Annotated in this window: 16 protein-coding genes and 1 pseudogene; 9 read left to right on the forward strand and 8 right to left on the reverse strand. The window is 67.3% G+C overall.

Features of this window, described 5'->3' with window-relative positions:
• The 6 genes from RTW82_RS23815 (at position 1) to RTW82_RS23840 (ending at position 5,530) form a co-directional block, all read left to right on the forward strand.
• Entirely contained in the window at positions 1 to 1,455 is a 1,455-nt protein-coding gene (locus RTW82_RS23815; protein ID WP_316926651.1) for a D-aminoacylase, read from the forward strand.
• 12 nt (positions 1,456 to 1,467) lie between these two features.
• Positions 1,468 to 1,860, forward strand: coding sequence for a RidA family protein (locus tag RTW82_RS23820; protein ID WP_316926652.1), 393 nt, complete (start codon positions 1,468 to 1,470; stop codon positions 1,858 to 1,860).
• Positions 1,861 to 1,864: 4 nt separating this feature from the next.
• Positions 1,865 to 2,770 carry a sugar kinase gene (locus RTW82_RS23825; RefSeq protein ID WP_316926653.1) on the forward strand — a complete coding sequence of 302 codons (906 nt, stop codon included), beginning with the start codon at positions 1,865 to 1,867 and terminating at the stop codon, positions 2,768 to 2,770.
• A 192-nt stretch (positions 2,771 to 2,962) separates the two neighbouring features.
• Entirely contained in the window at positions 2,963 to 4,354 is a 1,392-nt protein-coding gene (locus RTW82_RS23830; protein WP_316926654.1) for an EAL domain-containing protein, read from the forward strand.
• Between the two features lie 173 nt (positions 4,355 to 4,527).
• Positions 4,528 to 4,773 carry a hypothetical protein gene (locus RTW82_RS23835; protein WP_316926655.1) on the forward strand — a complete coding sequence of 82 codons (246 nt, stop codon included), beginning with the start codon at positions 4,528 to 4,530 and terminating at the stop codon, positions 4,771 to 4,773.
• 118 nt (positions 4,774 to 4,891) lie between these two features.
• Complete coding sequence (locus RTW82_RS23840; RefSeq protein ID WP_316926656.1) at positions 4,892 to 5,530, forward strand: cell wall hydrolase; 639 nt, start codon at positions 4,892 to 4,894, stop codon at positions 5,528 to 5,530.
• A 6-nt stretch (positions 5,531 to 5,536) separates the two neighbouring features.
• On the opposite strand, the gene RTW82_RS23845 is transcribed toward RTW82_RS23840, so the two are convergent.
• Positions 5,537 to 6,031 carry a DinB family protein gene (locus RTW82_RS23845; protein WP_316926657.1) on the reverse strand — a complete coding sequence of 165 codons (495 nt, stop codon included), beginning with the start codon at positions 6,029 to 6,031 and terminating at the stop codon, positions 5,537 to 5,539.
• Positions 6,032 to 6,070: 39 nt separating this feature from the next.
• Positions 6,071 to 6,949, reverse strand: coding sequence for a LysR substrate-binding domain-containing protein (locus RTW82_RS23850; protein ID WP_316926658.1), 879 nt, complete (start codon positions 6,947 to 6,949; stop codon positions 6,071 to 6,073).
• Between the two features lie 154 nt (positions 6,950 to 7,103).
• Between RTW82_RS23850 and RTW82_RS23855 the strand changes: the two genes are divergently transcribed.
• A complete protein-coding gene (locus tag RTW82_RS23855; RefSeq protein WP_316926659.1) occupies positions 7,104 to 7,733 on the forward strand; it encodes a DUF998 domain-containing protein in 630 nt (209 codons plus the stop codon).
• A gap of 49 nt (positions 7,734 to 7,782) precedes the next feature.
• Positions 7,783 to 7,917, forward strand: a pseudogene (locus RTW82_RS23860) (glyoxalase superfamily protein); the annotation flags it as partial.
• Between the two features lie 46 nt (positions 7,918 to 7,963).
• On the opposite strand, the gene RTW82_RS23865 reads toward RTW82_RS23860, so the two are convergent.
• Complete coding sequence (locus tag RTW82_RS23865) at positions 7,964 to 9,016, reverse strand: AraC family transcriptional regulator (protein ID WP_316926660.1); 1,053 nt, start codon at positions 9,014 to 9,016, stop codon at positions 7,964 to 7,966.
• Positions 9,017 to 9,258: 242 nt separating this feature from the next.
• On the opposite strand from RTW82_RS23865, the gene RTW82_RS23870 reads away from it, so the two are divergent.
• Positions 9,259 to 10,209, forward strand: a complete 951-nt coding sequence (locus RTW82_RS23870; RefSeq protein WP_271660746.1) for a transporter — start codon at positions 9,259 to 9,261, stop codon at positions 10,207 to 10,209.
• A gap of 222 nt (positions 10,210 to 10,431) precedes the next feature.
• On the opposite strand, the gene RTW82_RS23875 is transcribed toward RTW82_RS23870, so the two are convergent.
• The 5 genes from RTW82_RS23875 to RTW82_RS23895 all read right to left on the reverse strand — a co-directional run bounded on the left by RTW82_RS23875 (position 10,432) and on the right by RTW82_RS23895 (position 15,272).
• Positions 10,432 to 11,640, reverse strand: a complete 1,209-nt coding sequence (locus RTW82_RS23875; RefSeq protein ID WP_271661294.1) for a DSD1 family PLP-dependent enzyme — start codon at positions 11,638 to 11,640, stop codon at positions 10,432 to 10,434.
• Between the two features lie 84 nt (positions 11,641 to 11,724).
• Positions 11,725 to 13,035, reverse strand: a complete 1,311-nt coding sequence (locus RTW82_RS23880; RefSeq protein ID WP_410478844.1) for a D-arabinono-1,4-lactone oxidase — start codon at positions 13,033 to 13,035, stop codon at positions 11,725 to 11,727.
• A gap of 94 nt (positions 13,036 to 13,129) precedes the next feature.
• Positions 13,130 to 13,498 (reverse strand): c-type cytochrome, encoded by a 369-nt coding sequence (locus tag RTW82_RS23885; protein WP_316926661.1) that lies wholly within the window; start codon positions 13,496 to 13,498, stop codon positions 13,130 to 13,132.
• 173 nt (positions 13,499 to 13,671) lie between these two features.
• Complete coding sequence (locus RTW82_RS23890; protein WP_316926662.1) at positions 13,672 to 14,163, reverse strand: GNAT family N-acetyltransferase; 492 nt, start codon at positions 14,161 to 14,163, stop codon at positions 13,672 to 13,674.
• 422 nt (positions 14,164 to 14,585) lie between these two features.
• Positions 14,586 to 15,272, reverse strand: a complete 687-nt coding sequence (locus RTW82_RS23895; RefSeq protein WP_265168180.1) for an endonuclease I family protein — start codon at positions 15,270 to 15,272, stop codon at positions 14,586 to 14,588.
• Between the last annotated feature and the right edge of the window lie 181 nt (positions 15,273 to 15,453).

The following is a 15,453-nucleotide window of genomic DNA, read 5'->3' on the forward strand; positions in this document are numbered from 1 at the left end:
ATGAACCACTACGACACACTGATCCGCCGCGCACAGGTCATGGACGGCAGCGGGACGCAAGGCTTCGTCGCCGACGTCGGCCTGCTGGACGGCCGCATCGCCCTGATCGGCGAGGCCGGCGATGCCACGGCCGAGCGCACCGTCGATGCCGATGGGCTGATCCTGGCCCCGGGCTTCATCGACGTGCACACCCACGACGACCTGGCGCTCATCCGTAACCCGGCCATGCTGGCCAAGCTGAGCCAGGGCGTGACCACGGTGATAGTCGGCAATTGCGGCATCAGTGCCGCCCCCGTGCGCCTGACCGGCTCTCCGCCGGACCCGATGAACCTGCTAGGGACGGCGGAGGCCTTCTGCTACCCGCGCTTCTCGGACTATCGCTCGGCGGTGGAACGGGTCCGTCCGGCGGTCAACGTCGCGGCACTGGTGGGGCACACCGCCTTGCGCAACAACCACCTGGACCGCCTCGACCGCAGCGCCACGGAAGCCGAGATACGCGCAATGCGCAGCGAGCTGGCAGCCAGCCTGGCCGAGGGCGCCATCGGCCTGAGCAGCGGCCTGGCTTATGCCTCGGCCCATGCAGCCGACGCCAACGAGGTGCGCCAGCTGGCCGAAGAGCTGAGCCGCTTTGGCGGGCTCTACACCACCCACCTGCGCGACGAGTTCGACGGCATCCTCGGTGCGCTGGACGAAGCGCTCGCGACCGGCCGCCATATCGACGGGCCGGTGGTGGTGTCCCACCTGAAATGCGCCGGTGTCGGCAACTGGGGCCGAAGCGCCGAGGTGCTCGCCCACCTGGACGCCGCCAGCACCGGGCAACCCCTGGGCTGGGACTGCTACCCCTACGCCGCCAGCTCGTCCACCCTCGACCTCAAACAGGTCACCGACGCCTACGAAATCCTCATCACCTGGTCGGAGCCGTACCCCCACATGGCTGGGCGCACGCTGGTGCAGATCGCCGCCGATTGGGCGCTTCCCCTGCTGGAGGCCGCGCGGCGCCTGCAGCCCGCCGGTGCGGTGTACCACTGCATGAGCGAAGCGGACGTGCAGCGCATCCTCGCCCACCCGCTGACCATGATCGGCTCGGACGGCCTTCCGGAAGACCCGCAACCCCACCCGCGGCTGTGGGGCACCTTCCCCCGCGTGCTCGGCCACTACGCCCAGGACATCGGCCTGTTCAGCATCGAAGAGGCGCTGCGCAAGATGACCTCGCTTCCCGCCAACCGCTTCGGCCTGCATGAACGAGGCGTGGTCGCCCGCGGCTACTGGGCCGACCTGGTGCTGTTCGACGCCCTGACCCTTTCCGACGTCGCCAGCTACACCGACCCGCAACGCCCCGCCACCGGCATCCACGCCGTCTGGGTCAACGGCACCCTGGCCTATTGCCCGGGGGAGGCCTGCCCAGACAGGGCGGGCCGCTTCCTGGCCCGCGACACCCCCTCCCCCGTGAACTGAAAGGAGCACCCCATGACCGAACTCAAACGCTACACCCGCGCCAGCGGCACCGCCGGCCAACCCATGCCCTTCGCCCGCGCCGTACAGGCCGATGGCTGGCTCCACGTCTCCGGGCAGACGCCCCTCCGCGACGGTGTGCTGGTGGATGGCGGCATCGTCCCGCAAGCCCGCCAGTGCCTGAACAACCTGATGGAGATTCTCGACGAGGCCGGTTATCGACCCGAGCACGTGGTGCGCTGCGGGGTCTGGCTGGATGACCCGAGGGACTTCGGCGCCTTCAACGCGGTGTTCCTCGAGTTCTTCGGCGACCACCCGCCAGCCAGGGCCTGCGTGGTCTCCAGCATGGTCATCGACTGCCGGGTCGAGGTCGACTGCATCGCCTACCGTGCGCCCGAAGGGAGGTAGCCGCATGCGCATCGCCTGCCTTGGAGAATGCATGGTGGAGCTCGCCGGCAACCCGCTGCGCCGCAGCTTCGGTGGCGACACCCTGAATACCGCGCTCTACCTCGCCCGCCTGCTGGCCGGGACGGCGCACCGGGTCGAATACCTCAGCGCCCTCGGCGATGACACCCTGAGCGAGGAGATGGAGCAAAGCTGGATCGAAGAAGGCATCGACACCCGGGAAGTGCTACGGCTACCGGGTCGTCGCCCCGGCCTCTACCTCGTGGAGGTGGACGCGCTGGGCGAACGGCGCTTCCACTACTGGCGCGAAGACAGTGCCGCACGCCACTGCTTCTCCAGCGGCGCAGCACTGGCGCGCTGGGTCGACCGCTCACGCATCGACATGCTCTATCTTTCCGGCATCAGCCTCGCACTGTTCCCGCCGCCGCGCCGGGAGGAGCTGCTGGTCGCGCTCGCCGCGTTCAAGGCCGAAGGGGGCCAGATCAGCTTCGACAACAACCTGCGGCCAGCACTCTGGAGTGCCACGCACGCCCGCCCGGTTCACGATCAGGTACTGGCACTGACCGATACCGCCCTGCTGACGCTGGCTGACGAATGCCAGCTGCACGGCACGCTGGGCGCACAGGCTGCTGCTGATCGCGCCCTGGGCCTGGGCTGCACGGAAGTGGTGATCAAGCGCGGAGGCGAGCCCTGCCTGGTAGCCACGGCGGAGCAGCGCATCGAGGTCCCCGCCCGCCCGGTGACCCGGGTGGTGGACAGTTGCGCGGCGGGCGATGCATTCGCCGCCGGCTACCTCGCCGCACGCATCCAGCAGCAGCCACTCCGGTTGGCGGCGGAAAGCGGGCACCGCCTGGCTGCAGCCGTGATCCAGCATCCGGGCGCGATCATTCCCCGCAGCGCGATGCCCATCTGAGCTGAAACCGACAACGACGAAGCCGGCCCGGGGCCGGCTTTGCGTCACCGCGCCGTTCACCGCCGACGCGCTGCCCCAGGTCACTTTCTCCAGCGGCGACATCGCCATCCCGACGCCCTCGAAAAGCGCCTTCTATAATCCACTCCAGCCTGCAGGGAGCCTTGTGGAGAGCAGGCTGTACGGGAACGCCGAATGATTGCGAAATCACGTTTCTTCAAGCGCGTCAGACAGCTCTGGCACGCCGCCGACCTGGTGTCGGTGGCCCAACGCCGCGAGCGGCGCATGCGTTTGCTGGCGAGCTGCGTGATGCTGGTGCTGGGGGTGATCTGGGCGGTGATCTTCGCCCTGCGGGGGTTCTGGGCCATCGTCGCGATGGATGCGGTGCTCATCGTCTCCGGCCTCACCGTGCTGATGCTCACCGTGCGCAACAAGGCCCGCAGCGCCAACCTCATCCTGTTCAGCGTGCTGATCGTGATCATCGCCGGCACCGCCATCGTGCTCGATGTGCCCAATGCCGCCGCGCCCCGCGCCACCCACCTGTACCTGTTGCCCCTCACCCTCGCCGCGCTGATGGCGTTCCGCGACGAAGGCCCATGGCTGCGCTACGGCATCGCCCTGCTGTGCCTGCTCACCTTCACCTGCCTCGCCTCCAGCAACTGGGCGCCCATCCTCGGCTACAGCCTGCCGGACGAGGTGCGCACACCGGGCTCCTGGGGCCAGGCCGGGGCGGCGATGGCGATGTTCTTCGCCCTGCTCCACGTGCTGCAGACCGACGCCGCCGAGCGCTCGGTGCTGGAGCGCGAGCTGCAGGCCGCGCTGCGCGAGCAGCAGTTCGAGCTCCACTACCAGCCCCAGCTGAACGTCGCCGGCCGGGTGATCGGCGCCGAGGTGCTGATCCGCTGGCGCCACCCGCAGCGGGGCCTGCTGCCCCCCGGCGAGTTCATCGACCACGCCGAGCGCAGCGGGCTGATCATCCCCATCGGCAAGTGGGTGCTGGAGCAGGCCTGCGCGCAACTGCGCACCTGGGCGGACGACCCGGCCCGCTGCGACCTGTGCCTGGCCGTCAACATCAGCCAGAAGCAGTTCCGCCAGGCCAGCTTCGTGCCCGAAGTCCTGGAGATGCTGCGGCGCTACGGCATGGACGCGCGGCGCCTGGAACTGGAGTTGACCGAGACCGTGCTGGTGCAGGACCTGGAAGACCTGACGCAGAAGATGTCGGTCCTGGTGCAGCACGGCGTGTCCTTCTCCCTGGACGACTTCGGCACCGGCTTCTCCTCCCTCAGCCACCTCAAGCGACTGCCCCTGGGCAAGCTGAAGATCGACCGCTCGTTCATCTGCGACCTGCTCACCGACGCCAGCAGCGAAGCCATCGTGCGCAGCGTCATCGCCCTGGGTCAGAGCATGGGCCTGACGGTGATCGCCGAAGGTGTGGAAACCGAAGCCCAGAAGGACTTCCTCCTGCGCCACGGCTGCGCGCAGTTCCAGGGCTACCTGCTGAGCAAGCCGCTGCCACTGGACGCCTTCCTGGACTTCACCCAGGCCATCACCGAACGGGAAAGCCGCGCGGGCAGCGGCATGTCGTAGGCGCAACTGGCAAGACGGTTCCGCAGCGGTAAAAGGTGACTTAGAGCCACGCCACCGGAGCCACCCATGCCGCTCACGCCCCTGCTGCGCTGCCACGACCTGCACGCCACCCGCCGTCACTAACGCGATGCCCTGGCTTCACCACCCTCGACTCGGCGCACGCGAGCCTCACCGTGCAGCTGCAGGATTGCCGCCTGATCTTCACCGAACAGAACCTGTGGGCCGCTCCCGTCGCCTGCTCCGGCACCCTCTACCTCGCCATCGCCGACGTCGCCCGCTACTACGAGCAGGTAAGGGACAAGGCCGAGATCGCCTGGCCCCTGCAGGAGATGGACTACGGCTCAAGGGAGTTCGGCATCCGCGACTGCAACGGCTACACCCTGGCCTTCACCCAGGTCGCGCCCGCCACCGGGGAATGATTGAGCGGCGCCGCAGTCTATCCCTCAAGCGCGGCAAGCCAGACGGCAGCCACGCCGACAACCGCCCCGCCTTGCCCCCAGGGGCGGCCCCGAACGCACAGCGATGGCGAGGTCGATCATGCGCTGGATACCAGGAATGCTTTGCGTCGCCGCCCTGCTGATCGGCGGCCCAACCTCCGCCGGGGAAACCCGGCAAAAAGCCCAGGCGGCGGAAACCAAGGCCGAGGTGCTGGAAGAAAAAGCCGCCAACCAGGCGCCACTCCCCGCTGGCACCCCGCCCATCACCCGCAGCGAAGCCAAGGCCGTGGACCCGGCCGGCGAAGCCCCTTTGGACGATCCCATCACCTGCCTCGCCCGCTCCATCTACTGGGAAGCCAAGGGCGCCCCGGCGCAAGACATGGAATCGGTGGCCAACGTGGTGATGAACCGCCTCGGCAACGAGCAGTTCCCCAAGACCGTTTGCGCAGTGGTCAAGCAAGGCTCGGAAAGCAAGAGCTGCCAGTTCTCCTGGTGGTGCGACGGCCGCCCCGATGAAGCCGTGGAAGAAGAACGCTTCACCCTCGCCCGCGAAATCGCCCGCAAGGCCCTCAACGGGCAATTGCAGGACCGCACCCACGGCGCCCTGTATTTCCACGACCGCAACGTCTCGCCGTCCTGGGCGAAGACGTTCACCCGCACGGCGCAGACCAAGCGCCTGCTGTTCTACAAACCGCGCCTCGAAGAGCCACTGGCCGGTGCGGAAGACACCCGCCCCTAGGGGCCGTCAGCGGGCTTCCCGACGCGCCGGCTCGGTGGCGTGCACGAACACCGTGTAGGTGTCCGCCGGGTGCGCCACGCCGGCCAGGTCCAGCGCGTGGGCGATGTTGCCGCGGTGGTAGGTGGCGTGGTTCAGCACGTGGAAAAACATCTCTTCGCGGGTCAACCGGCCCATGCGGCCATCGGTAAAGCGGAAGCTGATTGCTTCGGCGGCGGCGGCAGGCTCCAGCGCCGCCACCTGTTCGGCGTACCACTGGCCGGAAGCGAGCAGCCGGCGCTGCAACACCTCATAACCCGGCACCGCCTCGGTGTTGGTAGCCGGGTGAGGTTCCGCCGTGCCCGTGAGCCGCGCGCGGAACAGGTCCTCGACTATCACCATGTGGTTGAGCTGTTGCAGGGTGAAGGCCAGCGAGTCGGGGAAGCGCTCGGCGTCGATGAGGCCGATGGCCTCCAGCGCGCGTCGGTCCGCCCAGCACTTGTACTGAAAGGCCTTGGTCAACATCGGGGGTCCTCGGGGTCGGGTGGCTCGGAAACGGGGGCGTCACATCGACGATGGAGCTTCGCCTTCGGCGAGCAACCAGCGGGTGAAGGTCGCGAGCGCAGGTGGCGATTCGGCGGCGGGCCGGGTCACCAGCACGTAGCGCTCGCTGAGTTGCGGCAGCGTCGGCCAGGGCGCGCTCAGCCGGCCTTCGCCCAGTTCGTCCTCGACGTAGCGACGCGGCACCAGCGCCATGCCGAAGCCCGCCTTGGCAGCCTCGATGAGCAAGGCATAGCGGTCATAGACCGGGCCCGTCGTGGCGCTGGGCAAGGCCATGCCGGCCAGCTCCGCGTAGCGCGACCAGCCATAGGGGCTCTCGTGCTTGTGCAGCAACGGCATGCGCGCGTGCACCTCGTCCGCCAGGCGCGGGTGGCAGACCGCGACCATCGGCGCCTCGAACAGCGGCTGCACCTGCATGGAACGCCAGATGGGGTGGTCGTAGTTGATCGCCGCGTGCAGGTCGCTGTCCTCCAGGGTGAAGGGCTGCGTGCGCTCGCGCAGGTTGATCTCGATATCGGGGTGGCGTTGGCGGAAGCGTGCGAGCCGGGGAATCAGCCAGCGGCTGGCCAGGGTGGGGATGACGCCGATCTCCAGGGCGGTGCCAGCGGATGTTTCGCTCATCACCTGGCGGGTGTGGCGCTCCATGTCCGCCAGCAGTGTGCGCATCTGCGCCGCGTAGCGGGTGCCAGCGCTCGAAAGCTCGACCCGGTTTCCCACGCGAAGGAACAGGCGCACCCCGAGGAGCTGCTCCAGCTTGGCGATCTGCCGGCTGATGGCGCCTTCGCTCAGCGAGAGCTCCTGCGCGGCCCTGGCGAAGCTCTGGTGGCGCGCGGCAGCCTCCAGGGCGAGCAAGGCGGAGGTGCTGGGCAGGCGTCTGGTCATCGGTGGCCATCCGTGGATCGATGGGGCGACAGGATGACGCATGCGCAAGCTGCCTTGCAAAAAATTCGGTAACCGTATGCAGGGGTGCGCCCTAGCATGGAGCCGTGATTCCGCAGGAGTCGGAACGCCATCCGTGATGAGTGGGAGTACTGCCGTGAAGACGATTGACCGGGCCCTGCTGGGGCTGGGCGTGCTGATTCCGTTCTGGCTGTTCGCCGGTGTCGCGCTGACCGCGCTCGCCTACCCCGGCTACAGCCACCTCGACCAGGCGATGAGCCAACTGGGGGCCGCAGGAGCCCCCACCCGGGGCTTCTCCGCCTGGGTGAACAACGCTCCATTGGGGCTGCTGTTCGTGCTCTTCGCGGTGGGTGTGGCGAAGCGCTTCCAGGCCTCGCGCCTGGCCCTGCTGAGCGCTGCGCTGATCGCCCTGCATGGCCTGGCCAGTTTCGCCACCGGCTACTTCCCCTGCGACCAGGGCTGCGCACCGGCACAACCGTCGCTCTCGCAACAGGTGCACAACCTGGCAGGGCTGGTGATGTTCCTCTCGCTGACCCTGGCCAGCGCACTGTGGGTGTTTCTCGGCCGGCGCCTGCTCGGCGCCCCCGGCTTCGGGCTGTTCTCGGCGCTCTGCGTGGTGCTGGCCCTGACAACCGTGGCGCTGATGGGCAAGGCCTTCGCCGATGGCCACCTCTTCGGCCTCTACCAGCGACTCAACTACGGGGTCTCGGTGATTTGGGTCGCGGCCCTGGCGCTGCTCACCCTGTGGCGGGATCCACGGCGCTAGTTCGCGGATCCCCCCTCACACGAACGGGCTCGCCGACACGGGAGCCCTTATCACTACCCTGCGCGATGAACTGCTCGGCAAACGCTACAACTACGGCCGCCCGGACATCGTCCAGCAGGACTGGGGCCAGGAACTGCAGGTGTACGACCCCTTCGGCAACCGCATCAGGTTCTGTCAGTACTGAGTGAAAGGACGGCGGGCTGGGTGGATGCGTCCACCCAGCCCGCTAGCTAGTCAGCGCCCGTGGACAGGGATGGCGCCTCATCGCGATACGCCGAAGGGCTGAGCCCCGTCCAGCGCTTGAAGGCCCGGCGGAAGCCGCGAATGTCGCTGTAGCCGAGCTCCTCGGCGATACGCTCGATGGGCATCTCCGGGTTGCTCAGCAGGCTCATGGCCCGCGCGCGGCGCACCTGCTCCTGCAGGGCGTCGAAGGTCATGTCGTGCTCGGTCAGGCGGCGGCGCAGGGTGCGGCTGCTCATGTTCAGCTCGCTGGCCACCTTGTCGATATGGCAGCCCTGGGCCAGGTCGCGGGCGATGGCCCGCTCCACCGTCTGCAGCAGGCCCATCTTCTGTTGCACCTGGGCGCACTCCAGCTCCAGCAGGTTGAGCGCCTGGCGCAGGGCGACGGGCTGGTGGCTGGGCAGCTGCATGTCCAGCCAGAGGCTGTCGATCACCATGCGGTTGTGCAGGCAGCCGAAGTGCAGGTTGGGGCCCAGCAGGCGCTGGTACTCGGCCTCATAGGCCGGCGCGGCGTGGGTGAACTCGAAGCGCAGGGGCTGGAACTCGCTGCCGATCAGCGCGTTGTTGTAGACCACCAGGCTGGCGAAGAACTCTTCCACGGCGAACAGCTGCACATCGGCGTAGGGCAGCCGGCATTCCACTTCGACGAAGCTTTCGCCCGCGCCTTCGCGCAGGGTGTAGACGGCCATGCCGCCGGAGGTGTGCTGGAAGCGCTGGCCGATCTCGAAGGCGTCGCGCAGGGTCTTGCACAGGGACAGCACATGGCCCAGCAGGCCAAGGGTGCCGAGCACGTTGCGGTGCCCCACCCAGAGGCCGAGGCCGCGCTCGGGCAAGGCGGCCAGCGCGCGCTGGATCATGGTCACGGCCTGGCGATAGGAGATGCGCTGGGCAGGGTCCTGCAGCTCTTCGAGGGTGAAGCCGAGCCCGCGGCACAGGCGTTCGCCGCTGACGCCCTTGTCGTGCGCCACCTCCGCGAGGGTCTGCAGGAGGAAGGGCGAAACCAGGGCGAGGTCGAACTGGGCATCGGTGGTGGTAATGGACATGGCGAGCGGTTCCCCAGCCACGCGCCCGGAATTCTTGTTCTGGGTAGGGGCATGGCGGCGCCATCATATCGCGTTAGCGGGTGTCCCAGATGAGGGTGTAACTGAATATTGCGGCCTGGCCCCGAAAGGCCCCCTGATTGTCCGGCAATGCCCTGCATCCCTTGGCCTTGAGCGCTTATTTCTATGCAGCGGCCCGGGCCACGCCCCGGAGCCGTCCGCCAACAATAAGAAATGAGCTCACTATGAAACCTATCCGTGTCCCCCGGCTGTCCGTGCTGGCAGCCTCCCTCGCCATGGCGACCTCCCTCTCCTCACCGGCCCAGGCCACCGAAAACGGTGTCGACAACATCGGCCCCGGCACCGACGGCTTCTTCGTCCTGCCACTGGACGTGAACAACCTGCCGGACCACATGTTCGCCTTCAACCTCTACTACAACCACTACGAGTCGAAGAAGCTGGACATCAGCTCCCTCGGCGGCAAGGTGCCGGACGTGAAGATCACCTCCGACGCACTCATCCCGCGCCTGGACTACCTCAGCCCGCTGCGGGTGTTTGGTGGCCGTGTCGGCGGCTACGTCGCGCAGCCCTATATGCGCCAGCAGGTGGCCATGTTCGGCATGCAGAGCGAACGTGAAAGCCAGGGCGACACCACAGTCGCACCGCTCATCCTCTGGGACATGGGCAAGGACCTGACCCTGGGCGCCGCCCTGGAGATCACAATCCCCACCGGCAGCTACGACGCCGCGCGCCCGGCCAACACCAGCAACAACTTCTACACCTACAAACCGATGCTTTCGGCGACCTGGCAGCCCGACGACCGCACCGAGCTGTCGATCAAGACCACCTACAGCTTCAACGAGGAAAACCACGACACCGACTACCGCTCCGGTCAGCTGTTCCACTTCGACTACTCCGCCAGCTACCGGGTGACCGACAACCTGCGCCTGGGCCTGAACGGCTACTACGTGAAGCAGACCACCGACGACGAGCAGTTCGGCAGGACGGTGACCTTCATGGGCGAGGATGTGGACGACGGCGTGCGCGGCCAGGTCTTCGCCATCGGCCCGGCCGTGCACCTCACCTTCCTCAAGTACGCCAGCGTGGAGATGCGCTGGGCCAAGGAATTCGCCGTGGAGAACCGCCCGGAAGGCGAGATGTTCTGGGCCAAGCTGAACCTGCCCTTCACCCTCTGACAGGCAGACACGAAAACCCCGGGCCAATGCCCGGGGTTTTCGTTTTGCATCCTGCATCACGCGGCAATGCGCCTTGTAGGTCGGGTGCAACCCGACAGGGCTGGGCACGAGGGCAAACGCGGGTTTCACCCGCCCTACTTATCTGCCTACGTAGCGAGCCCCTGCATCGCCCCGTTGGGCCTCGCTGCGCTCGGCGCCAACCTACGGCGGTGTGCCATCCACTCAGCTATACACCGGCCAGGTGTCGACGATGCGCCCATCGCGCACCGCCAGCAGGTCGCCGAACTGCAGCAGGATGGATTCCGACTGGGTCGGCCGCAGGAACACCTGGTCATCCACGCCCAGGCCGACGGCGTGGGAGCCGTTGACCATTTCCTGGTTGGAGCTGCGCCCATAGAGGCCGTTGAACTGCAGCCCCCTGGGCGACTCCGGCTCGGCCATCCAGTTGCCGCCGTAGATGAAGAAGGTCTCGCGCTGGTTCGGGTCCCACCAGGAGAACAGCGCCGACTTGCCGTCCAGCGCCGGGATCCGCACCGCACCGGTGCTCTTGAGTACCGGCGTGGCGATATAGGCCGCCGGCTGGTGCTCCTCCAGGGACGGCAGGTCGTAATGGGTGGGCTTGAGCAGCGCCGAGCCCACCGACACCTCGCTGCTGGTGCGCTCGCGCTCGTGCATGCGGTAGCTCGGGCTGCCGGCGGTGTTCAGCGTCAGGCCCGGGCGCCACAGCGCGGCGTGCTGGGTGCGGGTGTAGTCGACGAAGCCGTCGTAGAGGGTCATCACCTTGGCGAACAACTCCTCGGGCGAGCCGAGGATGCCCGGCACGCCCATGCCGACGAAGGGGTCGTAGCCCATGAAGCCGGCGAACTCCAGGTGCTGCGGGTTGGCGCCGATCAGGCCGAGCATCCGCCCCAGGGTCGCCTGGTCCTGAACGCCGCCGCGGTGCAGCCCCACATCCAGCTCGATGTTGATGCGCATGCGCGTGTTCAGGCCCTTGGCCAGTGCCAGGTACTGCTCCAGCCGCTCGGGGGTGTCGAGCAGCCATTGCAGCTGGGTCGTCGGGTCGAAGGCGCCGCGATGGCTTTCGTAGAACAGTTGCGCCGAGCGCACCGGCATCGGCTTGCCGAGCAGCAGGTCGGAGTCGGGGAAGCGCTCGGCGTCGTGATTGAGGAAGGGCTGGTGGAACGACATCATCCGCCGGGTGCCCGCGCGCTTGGCGATGTAGTCGAGCAGCTGCGGCGACGGCAGCGACTTCTCCACCAGGCGCAAGGCCTTGCCGGCACGGCGCACCGACTGCATCACCACGTCGATGTTGTGGTCCAGCCGGTCCAGGTCGATCAACATCACCGGGTGCATCGGCCCCCGCTCCTTGAGCTCGCGGTTCAGCCGCGCGAAGTAATCGCTGTAGGGGGCGCCCTTGTCGGCCGGGCGCATCCAGGCACCGACACCGGCGAGCAGCACGCCGGCACCGGCGGTACCGACGAGGAATTTGCGACGGTTCATGGTTTCTCCTTGTTATCAGGCCACGCCGAGGATCGAGGACAGGTGCGCATTGAGGAACTTGCCGCTCGGGTCCAGCGCCTGGCGCACCTCGGTGAACTCCTTCCAGCGCGGGTAGAGCGGCTGCAGGGTCCGCGCATTCAGCGTGTGCAGCTTGCCCCAATGCGGCCGGCCGGCGTACTTCCAGAAGATCGGTTCGACGGCGGCGAAGAAGTTGTGGTGGTCCATGCCGTAATGCTGGTGCACGGAGATCGAACAGCTGTCGCGCCCCTCGAACATGCTCAGGGGAATGTCGTCGGCCTTCACGTAGCGGTACTCGATGGGGAACCAGGTGCGCAGGTCCTTCTCGCGGATCAGCGCAAGGATCTCCCGCAGGCAGGCCGGGCCGTGCTCAGCGGGCACCGAGTACTCCATCTCGTTGAAGCGCACGTTGCGCACGTTGGCGTAGATCTCGTAGGAGTCGCCGACCCGGTCATCGAAGCTGGCGATATGGCGCAGGCTGTTGAGCAGCGCACGGCGTGCGGCGGGGAAGTCGCTGCCGTACTTGTCGAGGTTCTCGATGATCTTCACGAACTCGTTGCCCCCCTCCTCCGCCGGGTCCAGCGGCGGTGTGGCCGGGTCGGTGGTCTCGTTGAGGGCGATGGACAGCGCGTAGTCGGAATGGGTGATCACCAGCATTTCCCAGTGCTGGTTGTCACGGGTGAGGTTGTCCACGTCCTCCAGCAGCTCCTCGGTGCTGGCGATCCACTGCTTCTCGCGCAGCCGGTAGGCCTCGCGGTTCTGCATGCGCACCCGGGTGGCGATGCCGAAGGCGCCAAGGGACACCCGCGCGGCATTGAACACCTCGGGATGGCGCTGGGCGTCGCAATCCAGCACCTCGCCGCTGGCGGTCACCAGTTGCAGGCCGGTGACATGAGCGGAATAGGAGCCGAAACCGACGCCGGTGCCGTGGGTCGAGGTGGCGATCGCCCCGGCCAGGGTCTGGTAGTCGATGTCGGCCATGTTGTGCAGGGCCTGGCCCACATCCTTGAGCGCCGGGCCCATCAGCGACATCGGCGTGCCGGCGGCGAACTCCGCCTGCAGGGTGGCCGGGTCGTGGCTGAGCAGACCATTGAAATAGGCGAGCGACACCAGGGTACCGTCGGTGGGCACCAGGGCGCTGAAGGAGTGGGCCGAGCCCACCGGGCGGACCTTGCCTTTGGCCTGGCGGATGGCCTGGACCAGCTCGTCCAGGTTCTGCGGGGCGAGGCGCGCCTGGGGCAGGCAGCTCTGCCCGCCGGACCAGTTGCGCCAGGGAATCAGGCGGGGTGCGCGGACCAGTTCCGCCATCGCCGGGGTGCAGGCCAGGGCCGTGAAGGCGCCAGCGACGCCGGCCCGCTGCAGCAGCTGGCGTCGGGTGAGATTCATAACCATGGAGGACGCCTTATTCGAGGTGCTGACCGGACATGAAGGAAATCAGCGCCAGGAACTGTTCTTCCGAGCACTGCATGCACATGCCCATCGGCGGCATGCCCTTGAAGCCATTGATGCTGTGGTCCAGCAGGCTGTCCGTACCCTGGGCTACACGAGGCGCCCAGGCCGCGGTGTCGCCACTCTGCGGGGCGCCGGAGGCGGGGTTGGCGTGGCACAGCTTGCAACTGGTGTCGTAGACCTTGGCCAGGGCCGGGTCGGTGGGGGCCAGGGTGGCGGCGTTCTGCGGCGCGGCCGGCTTGGCCTCCTCGCCACAGCCGCCAAGCAACCCGGCCAGGGCCAGCAGGGCGGCGGGAATCAGCAGTGTTCTGGGTTTCAGCATCGCACTCCCCTCTTCTACCGTGCCAGGCTGCCGGCACGGGCTCTTGTTGTGGTGGGTAGAGGGCAACGTTAAGCCAGCTGCTCGACAAGGGCTGAGGGCAATCGCGGACAGCCAGGGGGGCTTAAGGGGACAGCGCGGTGATTTCCGGCCAGGGACGGTGCCGGGATGGAGGCTTAGCCAATGGCCTTGGCCATCTCGCTGGTGGCCGCCCAGCCCAGCGCCTCGTACACCGGGCGACCGACCTGGGTCGCATGCAGCACGGCAAAGCCCAGGCCACGACGGGTGAATTCGGCCTCCGCCAGCTTCATCAGCGCCGACGCCAGGCCCCGACGCCGGTAGTCGGGCTCGACGAATACGTTCAGCACATAGCCGCGCTGGCCCAGCTCAGGATGGGCGGGGTGCGGCGGCCATTCGATGCTCATCATGCCGATGGCCGCCGCAATGCGCGCCTCGTCCATCAGCGCGAAGCCGTAGTAGCGGCCGTCGGCCAGGCGCTCCCGCAGCCACGGGCGGAAGTGCTCGGTCATCACCCGCAACCCCGCCGGGTCGCCTCCCGCCTCGAGGAACATCGCCTCGCGGTGCACGCAAACCCGCTCCAGGTCGTCCGGCACCAGCCGCCGCGCCTGCAGGTCAGGAAATTCGATACCGCCGGGAATTCCGTCCATCGCACTGCCCTCTTCATCGATGATCGATGCTAGGACGCAAGGCGCGGCGGCCGATAGGCACAGATCGCTGGGAAAAACGGCATACAGCGCCGGACTGCCCTGTAGAGGCGACTTCAGTCGCCCTGAACTACCCGGCCATTCGCAACCGGGGGCCTGCGGACGCTCTTTCGCGGCTGAAGCCGCTCCCACAAAGGGTGCCTCCACTGCCGCGTCGTGGGAGCGAATTCATTCGCGATGCGATGTTCCAGAAGGGTTCGCGGCTGATTCGCGGCGCAACCTGTAGGGGCGACTTCAGTCGCCAAGCAGCCCGCAGGGCTGCCCTCCGCAAGGCCGGGGCAACTCCGTTGCCCTGGGCGACTGAAGTCGCCCCTACATCGCGCAGATCAGGTTCGACACCTTCTTTCGCAGCAAGACAGCCACCCTCACTTGCACAACTTCAGGTTCACCGCCCCCACGAAGTGGTTGCCGTGGCCCATGGCGCAGGCGACGCGCTGGTTGCGATTGCGCTCCCAGGCTTCGGCCGGATACTGCTTGTTCCAGGCGCTGTAGAGCTGGCGGTCCTGCTTGGAGAGGCGCAGGCCGTAGCGTTCGCTCATGTAGAAGTAGGTGCGCGCGATCATGCCGCGCACCTGCTGGCGCGGCATGGCCTTGCGTGCCTTGAAGTCCACCACCATCGGGCAGGCGCCGTACTGGCTGGGCTTTTGTGGCAGCCAGCCGAAGCCGTAGTTGCTGCGGTCGCCGTTCACCTCGCCGATGCTCGGCACCAGGTTGTGCAGGTCGGCCTCGGCGCGGCGGAAGGCGGCGTCGTGCCTGGCGCAGTTCTCGCGCCCGCCCTTCTGCCAGCACTGGCGCTGATGGCCGATGACCCAGGCCGGGACGATGTGCTCCCACTCGATGCGCTTGGCCCGCTGGGCATTGGTGCGGGGCACGTAGCCGCAGCTCTTCAGGTCGACCTTGTTGCCGTTGTAGCGGCAGCCGCAATAGAACTCGACGGGGTGGGGGGCGTAGAGCTTCCAGGCGACCTTCTTGGCTTCCTGGAAGGTGCGGGGGGCGGAGGCGTGGGCGGTGCCGGCCAATAGAAGGCTCAGCAGCAGGACGAGACGGATCATTACTTCTGGGGTTCCCGGTACGGCTGTTTTCAAGGCCTTCACTGACAACGTTTATTCATCGGAGTTTGGTTGCAAACGAAGCGGCGAAGCTGATAGATGTATAAATATACAGTATTTCAGAGAAGCGTCCTATGAACCTTTCAGCCCCAACCGCCTTGCCAAAACCACTGTCACAAATCCC

The organism is Pseudomonas sp. zfem005 (assembly GCF_032621735.1).
GTDB lineage: Bacteria > Pseudomonadota > Gammaproteobacteria > Pseudomonadales > Pseudomonadaceae > Metapseudomonas > Metapseudomonas solani.

Excerpts from the sequence above, each read along its gene's own strand:
- RTW82_RS23825 (WP_316926653.1), top strand. The coding sequence starts at position 1,865 with ATGCGCATCGCCTGCCTTGGAGAATGCATGGTGGAGCTCGCCGGCAAC.
- RTW82_RS23840 (WP_316926656.1), top strand. The coding sequence starts at position 4,892 with ATGCGCTGGATACCAGGAATGCTTTGCGTCGCCGCCCTGCTGATCGGC.
- RTW82_RS23850 (WP_316926658.1), bottom strand. The coding sequence starts at position 6,949 with ATGACCAGACGCCTGCCCAGCACCTCCGCCTTGCTCGCCCTGGAGGCT.
- RTW82_RS23815 (WP_316926651.1), top strand. The coding sequence starts at position 1 with ATGAACCACTACGACACACTGATCCGCCGCGCACAGGTCATGGACGGC.
- RTW82_RS23885 (WP_316926661.1), bottom strand. The coding sequence starts at position 13,498 with ATGCTGAAACCCAGAACACTGCTGATTCCCGCCGCCCTGCTGGCCCTG.
- RTW82_RS23820 (WP_316926652.1), top strand. The coding sequence starts at position 1,468 with ATGACCGAACTCAAACGCTACACCCGCGCCAGCGGCACCGCCGGCCAA.
- RTW82_RS23875 (WP_271661294.1), bottom strand. The coding sequence starts at position 11,640 with ATGCGCCCGGCCGACAAGGGCGCCCCCTACAGCGATTACTTCGCGCGG.
- RTW82_RS23890 (WP_316926662.1), bottom strand. The coding sequence starts at position 14,163 with ATGGACGGAATTCCCGGCGGTATCGAATTTCCTGACCTGCAGGCGCGG.
- RTW82_RS23895 (WP_265168180.1), bottom strand. The coding sequence starts at position 15,272 with ATGATCCGTCTCGTCCTGCTGCTGAGCCTTCTATTGGCCGGCACCGCC.
- RTW82_RS23845 (WP_316926657.1), bottom strand. The coding sequence starts at position 6,031 with ATGTTGACCAAGGCCTTTCAGTACAAGTGCTGGGCGGACCGACGCGCG.
- RTW82_RS23865 (WP_316926660.1), bottom strand. The coding sequence starts at position 9,016 with ATGTCCATTACCACCACCGATGCCCAGTTCGACCTCGCCCTGGTTTCG.
- RTW82_RS23880 (WP_410478844.1), bottom strand. The coding sequence starts at position 13,035 with ATGGCGGAACTGGTCCGCGCACCCCGCCTGATTCCCTGGCGCAACTGG.
- RTW82_RS23830 (WP_316926654.1), top strand. The coding sequence starts at position 2,963 with ATGATTGCGAAATCACGTTTCTTCAAGCGCGTCAGACAGCTCTGGCAC.
- RTW82_RS23870 (WP_271660746.1), top strand. The coding sequence starts at position 9,259 with ATGAAACCTATCCGTGTCCCCCGGCTGTCCGTGCTGGCAGCCTCCCTC.